Here is a 13,287-nt window from a genome sequence, read left to right as displayed (position 1 = left end):
TCGTCAAAGCATTTCCTCGCCACCCTTGCCGCCCATGACGATCTGGCCTTCCTCGGCCAGACGGCGGGCGATCTTCAGGATTTCCTTCTGTTCGGCCTCGACTTCCGACAGCTTCACCGGACCGCGGCCTTCGAGGTCTTCGCGCAGCGCCTCGGCGGCGCGCGAGGACATGTTCTTGAATATCTTCTCGCGCAACTCCGGCGAGGCACCCTTGAGCGACAGCACCAGCTGATCGCCGCTGACTTCGCGCAGCAGCGTCTGGATGCCGCGGTCGTCGATGTCCAGCAGGTTCTCGAACACGAACATTTCGTCGACGATCTTCTGGGCCAGATCGGCGTCGTATTCCTTCACCGCGTCGAGGATGGCCGACTCGTTGGCGCTGCCGACGAAGCCGAGAATTTCCGCGGTCGCCTTGATGCCGCCCAGCGTCGTCTTCTTCATCTTGGCCGAGCCGGACAGCACGCGCGACATCGCCTCGTTCAGTTCGCGCAGTGCCACCGGCTGCACGCCGTCGAGCGTGGCAATGCGCAGCACCACGTCGTTGCGCAGCCGTTCGACGAAGAGCTTGAGCACTTCGGCCGCCTGGTCGAATTCCAGGTGGGTCAGGATGGTGGCGATGATCTGCGGGTGCTCGTTCTTGATCAGGTTGGCGATGGTGGCGGCATCGAGCCACTTTAGGCCTTCGATGCCGGCGGTGTCGGAGTCGTTCAGGATGCGCGACAGCAGGTGACCGGCGCGTTCCTCGCCCAGTGCTTTGGTAAGCATGTTGCGGATCAGCGTCTCGTCCGCCGACACGCGGCTGCCGGCAGCGGTCGCCTCGTCGAACAGGTCGAGCACCGCCTGCACCTTCTCGCGCGGCACGTTCTTCAGTCCAGCCATCGCGGTGCCGATCTTCTGCACCTCTCGCGGGCCGAGGTGGCGCAGCACCTCGGCGGCGGCGTCCTCGCCCAGCGTCACCAGCAGCAGGGCACTGCGTTCGATTCCTTCGTCATTCATCGCCGCTCACCCAGTGCTTGATCACCTCGGCCACCGCCTTCGGATCGTTCTTCGCGAATTCGCGCGCCGATTCGAGTTTCGTTTCGAAGTCGAGCTGGGCCCGCGCCTCCGGCGACATCTCGAGCTGCGCAGCCGAGCCGCCGGCCAGAGCGCCCGGTATGGGCTGGCCGTTCTCGTCGAGCGTCACGTCGCGCACTTCGGGCTCGTTCTCGTCCGCCTCTGCCGGCGTGGTGAGATTGCGCACCAGCGGGCGCAGCACGCCGAGCAGCAGGTAGGCGGCGACGCCAGCGACCAGCAGATACTTCAGCAGTTCGCGTGCAAAGCCCATGGTTTCCGGGTCTTTCCACAGCGGCGTTTCGGGGGCTGCATCGACCACTTCGGTGAAAGGCGCGGAGGCAACATTGATCGTGTCGCCGCGACCTTCGTTGAAGCCCATCGCCTCGCGCGTCAGCGCGGTGATGCGCTGGATCTCTTCCTCGTTCAACGGCACCTGAACCACCTTGCCGTCCTTGTCGGTCTCGGTCTTGTGGTTCACCAGCACCGCCACCGACAGCCGCTTGATCTGGCCGACCGACTGGCGCACGTGCTGCACCGTCTTGTCGAGTTCGTAATTGGTGGTCGAGTCCTTGCGCGTGTTGATCGGCAGCATCGCCGGCTGGCCGTTGGCGCCTTCGACCGCCGGCGTACCCGGGGCCGGCGGCGTGGTAACCGGAGCGGTAGCCGGCGTCGGCGGCTGGTTGGTCAGTGCGCCCGGCACGCCGGCGGCGTTCGGCTGATTGGTTTCCGACTCGCTGAGCTGCTGGCTGCGGATGGCCGCGTTCGGCGTCGGGTTCGGCTTGTAGGTTTCAGCCGTCTGTTCGGCCTGGTTGAAGTCGATGTCGGCCGCCGTCTGCACGCGGTAATTGCCGCGGCCGACCAGCGGTTCGAGGATGCCTTCGATGCGCCGTATCGTGGCCGCCTCGATCTCGCCCACGTACTTCAGCTGGGTCGGGTTCAGCGACGCGTTGTCCTTGGCATCGCGGTTGTTCGACAGCAGATTGCCGTTCTGGTCCAGTACCGACACGCTGGTCGGCTGCAGCTGCGGCACGCTGGAAGCGACCAGATGCACGATGCCGCCGACCTGTTCCGGCGTCAGCGTGCGGCCGCCGAGCAGGCTGACCACGACGGACGCCGACGGCTTCTGGTCGTCGCGCAGGAAGGCGCTCTGTTTCGGGATGGCCAGGTGTACGCGTGCGCCATCGACCGCAGCCAGCGTACCGATGGTGCGCGCCAGCTCGCCTTCGAGTGCGCGCTGGTAGGTCACCTGTTCGGAGAACTGCGACTGGCCGAGCTTCTGGCTTTCCATCAGCTCGAAACCGACCGATCCGCCGCGCGGCAGCCCCTGCGCCGCCAGTTTCAGGCGGGTGTCGTGGACGAACTGCGACGGCACCAGGATGGCGTGACCACCCTCGGAGAACTTGTAGGGCACGTTGCCCTGCTGCAGCGCGGCGACGATGGCGCCGCCGTCCTTGTCGTTGATATTGGAGAACAGCACCTCGTAGTCGGGCGTGCGGCTCCACAGCATCAGCCCGACCAGCAGCGCGATGGCCATCGCCAGCCCACCGGCCAGCGCCATCTTCTTCTGCATCGGCATTTCGGCCAGCCGTTGCTGGGCCAGCGCCAGCGGCGTTGCCGGCGAGGCGGGGGCGGCGTTCGGATCGAGTACGGCGTCGGCCATGGTTCGTCTCTTGCAAGTTGCTCGAATGCCGGGTGTCGACGTACCGACACACCATCGAGGATGGGACGGATTCTCTGCCTCCCTCGCGCGGGGCGTTCCACGGATAAGGCGGGTTTTTGACCGGCTGATTCCGGCCAATCCGTGGCTTGACGCTTGCTACGCTGGCACCGTCGATCAATCCACTGTCTACGACACGCATGTCAGAGCCGTCCGCCAGCGCAGCCGAACCGGCCCGCATCGCCCCCGAGGAGGCGGCGCGGCTGGCGGAAGCTTTCCGTCTGTTCAATGCCGCTTCGGCCGAACTGACCGAGGCCTATGGCGCGCTGGAAAAGCAGGTGGCCAGCCTGACTGAGGAACTGGCGCAGGCCAACGGCGAACTGCGCCGTCAGTACGAGGAAAAGGCGCGCCTGACCGATCGTCTGAGCACGCTGCTGAACCAGCTGCCGGCCGGCGTGGTCGTGGTGGATGGAGCGGGGGCGATCGAACAGGCCAATCCGGCCGCACTGGACATGGTGGGCGCGCGCGCCGGCGCGCGCTGGGACGCTTGTGCGGCCCGGCTGCAGTCGGCAGACGCGCCGGCCGAATGGGACTGCACCGGCGCCGACGGACAGCCGCGCCGGCTGTCGATGAGCGAGGCGCGACTGGCGGGCGAGGACGCGCGCATCGTGCTGCTGCACGACATGACGCGTCAGCACGCGCTGAAGATCGCCGCCGCGCGCAACGAGCGGCTGGCGGCGATGGGCGAAATGGCCGCCTCGCTGGCGCACCAGTTGCGCACGCCGCTGGCGGCGGCGACCTTGTACGTGGGCACGCTGATTTCGCGCGACCTGGCGCCGGACGACGTCAAGTCGATAGCGTCACGCGCGCAGGGCCGGCTGCGTCACTTGGAGCGCCTGATCCGCGACACGCTGATGTTCGCGCGCGGCGAGGTGCTCGGCCGCGAAGCGATAGACGTGGCGATGCTGGTCGACGAACTGCAGCACACGGTCGAGCCGGTGGCGCGCCAGGCCGGTGTGCGGCTGACGGTGGAACCGGCATCCGGCAGCGTGTCCGGCGACCGCAAGGCGGTAGCCAGTGCGCTGGTGAGCCTGCTCGAAAACGCGGTGCAGGCCTGCGCTGACGGCGGCGAAGTGGCGCTGGCGGTCGAGGCGACCGAGGGCAGTGTCAGTTTCGTCGTGCGTGACAACGGTCGCGGCATCCCGCGCGAGATACAGGAAAGATTGTTCGAACCCTTCTTCACCACGCGGGAAGAGGGGACCGGGCTGGGGCTGGCGATCGCACGCGGCGTGGCGCGCGTGCACGGCGGCGACATCGAATGCGAGTCCGCGCCGGGCGCGGGCAGCCGTTTCACCTTGCGCCTGCCTGCGCAGACGCCTGAAGACGTAGTGCTGGAGAACGGGCAATGAGCGAGAAGCTGAACATCCTGGTGGTCGAGGACGAACCCAATCTGCGCGATGCGCTGTGCCTGGCGATCGAGTGCGCCGGTCACCGCGTCATCGGTGCGGCCGACGGCCCGCAGGCGCTGCGCATGCTGGAGCGCAACACCGGCGAGCACGCGCTGAACCTGGTCATCACCGACCTGAAGATGCAGCCGATGGACGGTCTCACGCTGCTGCGCGAAATCCGCGCCCGCGAGCCGGTACTGCCGGTGCTGCTGATGACCGCCTTCGGCGACGTCGAGAAGGCGGTGGCGGCGATGCGCGCCGGCGCCTGCGACTTCCTGCTCAAGCCGTTCGAGCCGGACGTGCTGCTTGCCCACATCGATCGCTACGCCGCGCCGGTGGTGGCACCGACCGACATGGTGGCGGAGGACGCGCGCACCCGCCAGGTGCTCGGTCTGGCGTCGCGCGTGGCGAAGTCCGAGGCGACCGTGCTGCTGACCGGCGAATCCGGCACCGGCAAGGAAGTGTTCGCGCGCTACATCCATCAGCAGTCGGCGCGCGCCGGCAAGCCCTTCATCGCGATCAACTGCGCGGCCATCCCGGACAACCTGCTCGAAGCGACCTTGTTCGGCTACGAAAAGGGCGCCTTCACCGGCGCCACGACTGCACAGGCCGGCAAGTTCGAACAGGCCGACGGCGGCACGCTGCTGCTCGATGAAATTTCTGAAATGCCGCTTTCGCTGCAGGCCAAGCTGCTGCGCGTGCTGCAGGAGCGCGAGGTCGAGCGCGTCGGCGGCAAGAAGCCGGTGCCGCTGGACATCCGCGTACTGGCCACCAGCAACCGCGACATGGAAGCAGAGGCGCGCGCCGGCCGCTTCCGCGAGGATCTGTACTACCGGCTGAACGTGTTCCCGATCGCCATTCCGTCGCTGCGCGAACGGCCGGGTGACATCGTGCCGCTGGCGCGCCACTTTCTGGCCGCCTGCGCCAAGGCGCAGGGCAGGGCGCTGAAGCTGGGCGAATCGGCGGCGGCAATCCTTGCCGGCCACGACTGGCCCGGCAATGTGCGCGAACTGGAAAACACGATGCAGCGCGCCGCCATCCTGGCGCCGGGTGATGCGGTCGAGGCGGAGCACATCGTGCTCGGCAGCCAGCGTGTCGCGCCGCGTCCGGTGAGCGAGCCGGCGCCGGTCGCCGCAGCTGCCGCACCTGTGTCGGCCGCCAACGACGCACCGCCGAGTGCCACGCCGGACGCGCCGCTCAAGGTGAAGTCGGTACGCGACATGGAACGCGACCTCATCCTCGAAACGCTGGCCGCGGTCGGTGGCTCGCGCAAGAAGGCGATCGAGAAACTGGGTATTTCGGAACGCACGCTGCGGTATAAACTTGCACGCTACAAGGCGGATGGTTTGCTGCGCGAGGGGTAAGTGGCGCTCTTCACCTGCTTGGCCCGGTTATTGCAAGGAAACGGCTGAACAGGTCATGAACGCCGGAATCGCCCCGGCGGGCAGTCCGTAACCGGCATTTTTTGCCGGCGGGCACAGGAGAAATTGCATGAACACCAGCCTCAACCAGATGATTACCGAGCTGCGCTCGACCGCGCAGACCGCGGCGAACAAGCCGGTCGGCAAGGTCGACGCGGCGTCCGGCGGCGCCGACTTCGGCGAAGCGCTGAAGAACGCCATCGAACAGGTCAATGCCGCGCAGCAGGAAGCGCAGAAGATGTCGGAGGGCTTCATCACCGGCAGCAATACCGAAGCCAATCTGCAGGACGTGATGATCGCGTCGCAGAAGGCCAGCCTGTCCTTCCAGCAGATGGTGCAGGTGCGCAACAAGCTGGTGAATGCCTACCAGGACATCATGAACATGAGCGTCTGAGCGCCGACGCGCACGAGCTCGCTCGACAGGAACCGGCCGCAAGGCCGGTTTTTTTTCGTCCGGCTCGCGCCGGTAGCATCCTTCAATTGACAATAATTCTCGTTTGAACGAAGCTCACCGCACCTGAGCGTCGGTCCTTCGCGGCCCGCCGGGTATTCCGGAACGGCACATCCACATTGCCGCTCCGACCGCAGTTCCGCCAGCCTGTCGGCGTCCGCCGCCCCGCAAGCCTCCGCTTCCATCCGTCGCCAGCCGCGCCCGCCCCGGAGCCGCGTTGCCAGCCTCTTCGTCCTTCGTCGGCGGTGCATGTACCGCCGATCCGACTGCAGAGGTATCCGATGTCAGTACCGATAGACCTGACGCTCCGCGTCGTTCGCGCCCTGCGGCATGCCGCCGCGTGCAGCCTGATTGCGCTGTGCATGGCGGCACCGGCATCCGCCGGTCACTTTCCGATGTACGCCGCCTGGGCACAACCGGACGGTCCAGGCAGCGCGATCACGCTGACCTACAGTTTCAGCAATCTGCTCGATGGCAGCCTGTTCGACGCTGCGACCGGCGCGCCAATGCCCGTGTCGCTGTTGCGCAGCGCGTTCGAACTCGCGCTGTGGGACTACGCCGCGGTGCTGCCCATCCATTTCATAGAGGTGACCGACGGCGGACCGCTGCCGGAAACCGGCGAGTACGACCCGACCGGCCTGGCCGACATCCGCGTGGGGCAGGTGGCGCATATCGCCGACGCGAACGCCTATGCCTATTTCCCGTTCTCGCCCGACAGCGGTCTGGCCGGTGACATCGTGTTCAATGCCGGGCGCTTCGGAAACGACTGGACGCCGCTCTGGTTCTACGCGGTCGCCCAGCACGAGCTGGGTCATTCGCTGGGCATGGGGCATTACGTCAGCGACGATACGGTCACTGTCGGACCGGCTGCGTTGCTGTCCTACGAAGGGCCGGTGTTCCCGCTCGACGAGGCCACTCGGGCCGCGCTGCAGGGCGTGTATGGTGCAGGCGTCGGTTCAGTGACGCCGCTGTCGCCGGTGCCGGAGCCCGGCGCTGCGGTGCTGTTGCTCGCAGGCCTGGCTGTGTTGTGCGCGAGGACGCAGGGTCGCGCATCGCGGGGGAGCGGGCGTCATGGCTGAGCGTGCATGCAGATTTCACCGGCGGAGCGCCCGCGCGGCGCTCGCCCTGGCGCTGTTTGCCGGCGTTCCGAATGCGGTGTCGGCGCTGCAGATCGAGTTTGACTACCGCTACGACACGCGCGGCTTCTTCACCGATCTGGCGACTGGCGAGCCGCTGGCCGAACGTCGCGCGCTGCTCGATCTTGCCGCGTCGTTCTACGGTGGTTTCACCGACACGCTGACCGCCATCGCGCCCGGAGCGGACGACAACTGGTCGGTGTCCTTCGTGCATCCCAGCCTCGGCGGCCCGGGCGTGACGCTGGTGAACGAAACGATCGCCGCCGACATGCTGCGCATCTACGTCGGCGGCTCGCCGAGTGCGCCGGGCGTGCTTGGTTTCGCCGGCACCGGATCAAACCTGCAGGCCAGCGGCGACGCGGCTTTCGTCGACGCAGTGATGACGCGTGGGCAGGCCGGCGTGGCGCAGGGGACCGACTACGCCACCTGGGGCGGCTATATCTGGTTCAACGCCAGCAACGACTGGTACTTTGGCGCGGACGCCGGCGGTCTGACTGCCGGTCGACCCGATTTCCTGACCACTGCGACGCACGAGATCGGACACATCCTCGGCTTTGGCGAGGCTGACTCCTGGTACGCCAATGTCGATCCGGACAGCGGACTGTTCGTCGGTGCGAACGCGGTCGTGGCCTACGGCGGTGGCGTGCCGCTGGACCGCTACGGCAGCCACTGGGCCGAAGGTACGTACAGCCTGCGTGACGGCCTGCTGCAGGAAGCGATGATGGATCCGAGCACGCCTGCCGGTGAGCGCCAGCTGCCGACTGCGCTCGACTATGCCGGATTCGCCGACATCGGCTGGCAGGTATCGGCGGTGCCGGAGCCGGCTGGCTGGGCGCTGCTGCTGAGCGGTGTCGGCATCGTCGCGGTCGTGCGGCGACGTCGGCCTGCCTGAAGCCGGGTGCAACTGAGCGGACGCGGGCTTCGCTCTGATCCGGCGTGCAGGTGCGGCGTTACACTGACCGCCGGAGGAAACATTCATCATGAAAATCCGCTTTCTCGGTGCGGCCGGTACGGTCACCGGTTCACGTTACCTGCTGACGCATGGCGGTCATCGCCTGCTCGTCGATTGCGGCCTGTTCCAGGGTGTGAAGAACATCCGAAGTCGCAACTGGAAACCCTTTCCGATCGCGCCGCGCGATATCGAGGCGGTGGTGCTGACGCATGCCCACCTCGATCACTCCGGCTTCCTTCCGCGGCTGATGCGCGAGGGCTTTCACGGCCCAGTGTGGTCGACCTCGGCCACCCGAGAACTGGTCGACATCCTGCTCGAAGACAGTGCCCATTTGCAGGAGGAGGACGCCCGCCACGCCAACCGCTACGGCTACAGCAAGCACCATCCGGCCGAACCGCTCTACACCACGGAAGACGCGCGGCAGGTGATGAAGCAGTTCCGCAGCACCGGTTTCGACGAGCCGATCGAGATCGGGCCCTTCCGCGTTACCTTCACGCGCGCCGGCCACATCCTCGGTGCGGCCAGCGTGCGCGTCGACTGCGCTGGGCGCAGCATCACCTTCAGTGGCGATCTCGGGCGGCCGGAGGATCCGGTCATGTACGCGCCGGACCGTCTCGCCGCCACCGACTGGCTGGTGCTCGAATCGACCTATGGCGACCGCCTGCACCCGGACGAAGATCCGTACGAAACGCTGGCCGGCATCGTGAACCGCACCGCCGCTCGCGGTGGCACCGTGCTGCTGCCGTCGTTCGCGGTCGGTCGTTCGCAGGCGCTGATGTATCTGCTGTCGCGCCTGATGGACGAACACCGCATCCCCGAACTGCCGGTTTTTCTCGACAGTCCGATGGCGATAGACGTGACCGGCGTGTTCCGTCATTTCCGCAGCGAGCACCGGCTGACCCAGGACGCCTGCGACCGGCTGCATGCCATGGTCACCTACACGCGTTCGCCGGAGGATTCGGAAGCGCTTGCGTCAAATCGTTACCCGAAGATCATCATCGCCGGCGCCGGCATGCTCAATGGCGGCCGCATACTGCACCACCTGATCGCCTTCGGAGCCGACCCGCGAAATGCGGTGGTGATCGCCGGTTACCAGGCTGAAGGCACGCGTGGCGATGCACTGCTCAAGGGCAAGCGCAGCCTGCGCATCTTCGGTCGTGATGTGCCGATAGCCTGCGAGGTGGCGCAGGTCGAAGGTCTGTCGGCGCATGCCGACTGGAAGGAAATATTGGACTGGCTGCGTCCGGTCGATCGCGCCCCGCAGCGCGTGTTCGTCACGCACGGCGAGCCGGTCGCCGCCGACAGCTTGCGGCAGAAGCTCGAGCACGAGCTCGCGTGGTCGGCGCAGGTGCCGGAGCAGGACGAGGAGTTCGACCTTGACTGAACCGATGCCCGTCGACCGCGACGACAGCTTCGCTGCGGTGCTCAGAGCAGAGGCGGCGGCTCGTTGATCAGCGCCCAGAACACGCCCATCTGCGTCACCGTGCGCGAGAACTGGTCGAAATCGACGGGTTTTACAACGTAGGCGTTGATGCCCAGGCCGTAGCAGCGACGCAGATCGGGGTCTTCTTTCGATGAACTCATGATGATGACGGGCAGCGCGCGCATGTTCTCGTCGGCGCGCAGTTCGGCCAGCATTTCGATGCCGTCCATGCGCGGCATGTGCAGGTCGAGCAGCACGAAAAGCGGCGCGTCACCTCTGCGGCCGGCGAAGCTGCCACGCTTGTAGAGGTAGTCCAGCCCTTCCGCACCATCGCGTACGACGACGATTTCGTTTGCCAGATTCAGCACGCGCAGGCCGAGCAGCATCAGTTCGACGTCGTTGTCGTTGTCATCGACGACCAGGATTTCACGCAAGTGCAGCGACATCAGTGGCTCCCGTTGAGTGGGCGGCGTCGGCCGGGGGTAGGTCGGATGGGTTGGGAAGGGTGAAGTGAAAGCTGGCGCCGTGACCGGGCGAGGCTTCGGCCCAGATGCGACCGCCGTGACGGTCGACGATGCGCTTCACGTTTGCCAGGCCGATGCCGGTGCCTTCGAACTCGGACGCGTGATGCAGCCGCTGGAATACGCCGAACAGCTTGGATGCGTATTTCATGTCGAAACCGGCGCCGTTGTCGCGCACTTGGAAGGTGTACTGGCCATCGTCGCTGCGCTCGCATTCGATGCGGATGCGGGCCGGGTTGCAGCCTCGCGTGTACTTCACGGCATTGGCGATCAGGTTGTAGAAGACCTGGAACATCAAGGTCCGGTCGGCGCGGATGCGCGGCAGCTCACCGATGCTGATATCGAGTTCGCGTCCGTCGAGTTCGGGCGCCAGCTCTTCGAGCACGTCGTCGACCAGGGCGCGCGCATCGCAACGTTCCAGATGCATCTCGGCGCGGCTGGCGCGGGAGAAAGCAAGTAGCCCCTCGACGATGTCGCTCAGATGCCGCACCGAGGCGCGGATGCGCTGCAGATAGCTCAACGAGGCGGGTTCGGTGTCGGCGACGCCGAGGCGATCGCCCAGTACCCGCGCGAAACCGTCGATGTGGCGCAGCGGGCCGCGCACGTCGTGCGCGATGGCGTAGGACATCGCTTCCAGTTCGTCGATCTGCAGGCGCATTCGCTCGTTCATCGCCTGCAACTGTGCTTCGTACTGCTGCCGGCGGTCGATCTCGGCGCGCAGTTCCTCGTTGGCGCGGCGCAGGCTGTCAGGTGAGGGCAGGGCGAGCGCCAGCGGAATCAGTCGCCACAGCAATACCGCGGTGGCCAGCGATACCACCGCGGTGAAGGCGCGTATCCAGCCGTCCAGCCAGAAGTCGGGGTTCCACAGCGTCCACACGTCCATTACGTGGGTAACGCCACAGGCCATGATGAATACGCCGAACATGACGAAGGCCGAGCGGAAACCAAGATCGGCACGTCTTCGCACGAACACCCAGAGCGTAATCGGTATCGTGAAGTAGGCCAGCGCGATCAGCGTGTCCGACAACACATGCAATAGCAGCAGGTCGCGTTGCCACGAAAAGCAGTAGCCGTGTGGAAGGAGGGTGTTCAGTTCCGTCATGGTGCTGCCGCTCCAAAGACGTCGCGCATAGCCCGAACGCTCGCGTTGACGAGCGCACTATAGCCCGCGCATTACTGGAGGCGTGCGCGTTCACCCATCAGTGTGGTCGGTCGCTGTGACAGCGCGATGCTGCACCGTGTTTCCGGAGGGGGCTGCCGCAGGAAGGGGGCGAGACGTACCGGTCATTGCGTGCCCGAGGCGGAACCGCCCGGGCACGCAATGCCTGCTTAAGTCGGAGCGTGTCGTTTTATTGGAGCGCCAGGCGATGTGCTGCCTGTCTCGCGCCGCTCAGCCGTGTGCTGACGTGGGATAGAGGTGCTCTTCATGTCTCCGCAACGCCGCTTACGGGCGAGCGATGCGGCGGCGCGCGGCGGCACCGATCAAACCGAGACCGGCCAGCAACATCGCGTAGGTTTCAGGCTCGGGTACCGGCGCCATGAACGGCGCCGAGGTCAGGCCACGCAGGTTCGCGTTGAGCGCTCCGTTGAAGGTGGCGAGCCCGGTCATCAGGTTGATCGAGTACAGACCGCTGTCGCCATTGTCCAGCGTCAGTGCGGCCCAGCCCATGCCCATCGCGTCGATCTCGAAGCCGTTGGCGCCGATCACGTTACCGGCAACGCCCAGCGCCCCGACCTGGCTGATGGTGGGTGCATTGAAGGCGCCGGGTGCGAAACGCAGCGTGTCGGTTGCCGTGTCGATGTAATAGAGCGCCGTACTGGCAGGGCCGCTGGATTGCGAAGCATCGGAGTTGGTGTAGGCGACAGCCGTGATGCCGCCCGGGATGACGCTGGCGGCGTTGCCGACCACGCCGGTGTTCGCGTTGATGGCCAGATTGCTGCCGGTCTGGCTCACCAGGCGCAGCGAGGCTGCGCCGGCGAAGTCGGCCACCGGGTTGAAGTCGATGCCGTAGGACAGCGACGGATTCACCAGCGGGATGTCGAGCGCCGACACGAAGCTTGCCGCCCCGGTCGTGACGTCCAGCGCGTAGATGCGGTTCAGGCTGCTGACGCCGTAGATCATGTTGTCGCTCGGTCGCAGGTCGATGCCGAGGATGCGTTCGCCGCTGCCCAGTCCGGTGATGGACATGAAGCTGGCGCTGGCGGTATTGCCGCTGCTGAAGATGCCGATCTGGTTGCCGGTGGTGAGACCGACGAAATCGGCCGCGTGGGCGGCGGTGCCGGACAGAGTGAGAGCGGCGGCGAGGACGGTGAGGGTGCGTGCTGACATGTCTGACCTTTCCTGAAAAAAGTAGGGGGAGGACGCGTCACCAGAGTGAGTCGTCACCCGCTCTACACAGGAGGGGGCCGCATGGATGCAGCTGTCACCGAAAATTCATCCGGCGGCGCCGGTCAGACTTCGCGCGCGTTGCGCTCTCTTTCCATGCGCAGGATGTAGCGCTGGATCAGCGCGTCGGCGGCGCCGGGCAGGCCGATGAACTGGCAGCCCGCACGCAGTTCGCTGCCGCCGCGTTCGGTCACGCGGAACATGTTGCGCACCTGCAGCGTTGCGGTGATGGTGCCGATCTCGGGCAGCGTGATCTGGCAGTTGTCGATCACGCTGTCGACCTTCAGCTCGATGCCGCTCGGCGGTGCGACGACGGCGAGACCGCCGCCGGAAATATCCACCACCATGGCTTCGACCATGCGCCCCTCGCCTTCGCCGGCCGGCAGCAGACAGCGCAGAGGCGGGTTCTGCGGCAGGATGAGGCGGTAGTAGTCGCGCCGCTGCAGGCGCAGCATGCGCGTCGGGAAGGGGATTTCCAGCGCCGGATGGTCTTCGTGCTCGATTGCGGCGCACTGGCCGACCATGAACTGCACCTTCACCTTCTCGAGCGAGGTCAGGAACACCAGTGGCGACGCCTTCACCGCCTGCTCGAGCTGCGCCGGGTCACGCGGTGCGTCGAGTACGACCATGCCGCGTGCGTCGTCGACGGCCAGTACGGCGGTCAGAAACGGGTCGGGCGCGCGGCCGGCATAGACGGACAGATTGACGCGGCGATCCCGCATTGCCCGCAGGTAAAAGGCGATATCGGTCTGGCCGTCGAGCACGTAGCGTGCGAAATCGTCTGCTTCCAGCAGATCGAACCGGATGTTCTCGGTCATTGGGTGCATCCCTGTCTATGG

At 66.2% G+C, this 13,287-nt stretch carries 12 protein-coding genes; 6 read left to right on the top strand and 6 right to left on the bottom strand.

What is annotated here, in order from left to right; translation table 11 throughout:
- Nucleotides 1-3 precede the first annotated feature (3 nt).
- Both fliG and fliF read right to left on the bottom strand, forming a co-directional pair.
- On the bottom strand, nt 4-996 hold the full coding sequence (gene fliG, locus METRZ18153_RS0114135) for a flagellar motor switch protein FliG (protein WP_020165334.1): 993 nt from the start codon (nt 994-996) through the stop codon (nt 4-6).
- Nucleotides 989-2,713, bottom strand: a complete 1,725-nt coding sequence (gene fliF, locus METRZ18153_RS0114130) for a flagellar basal-body MS-ring/collar protein FliF (protein WP_020165333.1) — start codon at nt 2,711-2,713, stop codon at nt 989-991. Before fliF ends, fliG begins: the two co-directional genes overlap by 8 nt.
- A gap of 197 nt (nt 2,714-2,910) precedes the next feature.
- Between fliF and METRZ18153_RS0114125 the strand changes: the two genes are divergently transcribed.
- The 6 genes from METRZ18153_RS0114125 to METRZ18153_RS0114100 all read left to right on the top strand — a co-directional run bounded on the left by METRZ18153_RS0114125 (nt 2,911) and on the right by METRZ18153_RS0114100 (nt 9,502).
- Entirely contained in the window at nt 2,911-4,119 is a 1,209-nt protein-coding gene (locus tag METRZ18153_RS0114125) for a sensor histidine kinase (RefSeq protein WP_020165332.1), read from the top strand.
- The gene (locus METRZ18153_RS0114120) at nt 4,116-5,522 is read left to right on the top strand and encodes a sigma-54-dependent transcriptional regulator (RefSeq protein WP_020165331.1); all 1,407 of its coding nucleotides are present in this window, start codon (nt 4,116-4,118) and stop codon (nt 5,520-5,522) included. Before METRZ18153_RS0114125 ends, METRZ18153_RS0114120 begins: the two co-directional genes overlap by 4 nt.
- A 127-nt stretch (nt 5,523-5,649) precedes the next feature.
- Nucleotides 5,650-5,973: a flagellar hook-basal body complex protein FliE gene (gene fliE / locus METRZ18153_RS0114115; RefSeq protein ID WP_019917450.1), complete on the top strand. Its 324-nt coding sequence runs from the start codon at nt 5,650-5,652 to the stop codon at nt 5,971-5,973.
- 338 nt (nt 5,974-6,311) lie between these two features.
- Nucleotides 6,312-7,109: a PEP-CTERM sorting domain-containing protein gene (locus METRZ18153_RS20250; protein ID WP_020165330.1), complete on the top strand. Its 798-nt coding sequence runs from the start codon at nt 6,312-6,314 to the stop codon at nt 7,107-7,109.
- Nucleotides 7,102-8,058, top strand: coding sequence for a PEP-CTERM sorting domain-containing protein (locus METRZ18153_RS0114105; protein ID WP_020165329.1), 957 nt, complete (start codon nt 7,102-7,104; stop codon nt 8,056-8,058). The genes METRZ18153_RS20250 and METRZ18153_RS0114105 overlap by 8 nt, the downstream gene beginning before the upstream one ends.
- Before the next feature lie 88 nt (nt 8,059-8,146).
- Nucleotides 8,147-9,502, top strand: a complete 1,356-nt coding sequence (locus tag METRZ18153_RS0114100) for an MBL fold metallo-hydrolase RNA specificity domain-containing protein (RefSeq protein WP_020165328.1) — start codon at nt 8,147-8,149, stop codon at nt 9,500-9,502.
- Nucleotides 9,503-9,543: 41 nt separating this feature from the next.
- Here METRZ18153_RS0114100 and METRZ18153_RS0114095 read toward each other — a convergent pair whose 3' ends face one another.
- The 4 genes from METRZ18153_RS0114095 to METRZ18153_RS0114080 form a co-directional block, all read right to left on the bottom strand.
- Complete coding sequence (locus METRZ18153_RS0114095; RefSeq protein ID WP_020165327.1) at nt 9,544-9,987, bottom strand: response regulator; 444 nt, start codon at nt 9,985-9,987, stop codon at nt 9,544-9,546.
- Complete coding sequence (locus tag METRZ18153_RS0114090; RefSeq protein ID WP_020165326.1) at nt 9,968-11,164, bottom strand: sensor histidine kinase; 1,197 nt, start codon at nt 11,162-11,164, stop codon at nt 9,968-9,970. Before METRZ18153_RS0114090 ends, METRZ18153_RS0114095 begins: the two co-directional genes overlap by 20 nt.
- Nucleotides 11,165-11,506: 342 nt before the next feature.
- A complete protein-coding gene (locus METRZ18153_RS0114085; protein WP_020165325.1) occupies nt 11,507-12,391 on the bottom strand; it encodes a DUF4394 domain-containing protein in 885 nt (294 codons plus the stop codon).
- A 122-nt stretch (nt 12,392-12,513) separates the two neighbouring features.
- Nucleotides 12,514-13,266, bottom strand: coding sequence for a flagellar brake protein (locus METRZ18153_RS0114080; protein WP_020165324.1), 753 nt, complete (start codon nt 13,264-13,266; stop codon nt 12,514-12,516).
- Between the last annotated feature and the right edge of the window lie 21 nt (nt 13,267-13,287).

The sequence above is a fragment of the Methyloversatilis discipulorum genome (genome assembly GCF_000385375.1).
GTDB classification, from domain to species: Bacteria; Pseudomonadota; Gammaproteobacteria; order Burkholderiales; family Rhodocyclaceae; genus Methyloversatilis; species Methyloversatilis discipulorum_A.
This window is presented reverse-complemented; position numbering and strand designations above follow the sequence as displayed.

What these genes read in the sequence shown, in the direction of transcription:
- fliG (WP_020165334.1), bottom strand. Translation starts at nt 996, where the DNA reads ATGAATGACGAAGGAATCGAACGCAGTGCCCTGCTGCTGGTGACGCTG.
- fliF (WP_020165333.1), bottom strand. Translation starts at nt 2,713, where the DNA reads ATGGCCGACGCCGTACTCGATCCGAACGCCGCCCCCGCCTCGCCGGCA.
- METRZ18153_RS0114125 (WP_020165332.1), top strand. Translation starts at nt 2,911, where the DNA reads ATGTCAGAGCCGTCCGCCAGCGCAGCCGAACCGGCCCGCATCGCCCCC.
- METRZ18153_RS0114120 (WP_020165331.1), top strand. Translation starts at nt 4,116, where the DNA reads ATGAGCGAGAAGCTGAACATCCTGGTGGTCGAGGACGAACCCAATCTG.
- fliE (WP_019917450.1), top strand. Translation starts at nt 5,650, where the DNA reads ATGAACACCAGCCTCAACCAGATGATTACCGAGCTGCGCTCGACCGCG.
- METRZ18153_RS20250 (WP_020165330.1), top strand. Translation starts at nt 6,312, where the DNA reads ATGTCAGTACCGATAGACCTGACGCTCCGCGTCGTTCGCGCCCTGCGG.
- METRZ18153_RS0114105 (WP_020165329.1), top strand. Translation starts at nt 7,102, where the DNA reads ATGGCTGAGCGTGCATGCAGATTTCACCGGCGGAGCGCCCGCGCGGCG.
- METRZ18153_RS0114100 (WP_020165328.1), top strand. Translation starts at nt 8,147, where the DNA reads ATGAAAATCCGCTTTCTCGGTGCGGCCGGTACGGTCACCGGTTCACGT.
- METRZ18153_RS0114095 (WP_020165327.1), bottom strand. Translation starts at nt 9,987, where the DNA reads ATGTCGCTGCACTTGCGTGAAATCCTGGTCGTCGATGACAACGACAAC.
- METRZ18153_RS0114090 (WP_020165326.1), bottom strand. Translation starts at nt 11,164, where the DNA reads ATGACGGAACTGAACACCCTCCTTCCACACGGCTACTGCTTTTCGTGG.
- METRZ18153_RS0114085 (WP_020165325.1), bottom strand. Translation starts at nt 12,391, where the DNA reads ATGTCAGCACGCACCCTCACCGTCCTCGCCGCCGCTCTCACTCTGTCC.
- METRZ18153_RS0114080 (WP_020165324.1), bottom strand. Translation starts at nt 13,266, where the DNA reads ATGACCGAGAACATCCGGTTCGATCTGCTGGAAGCAGACGATTTCGCA.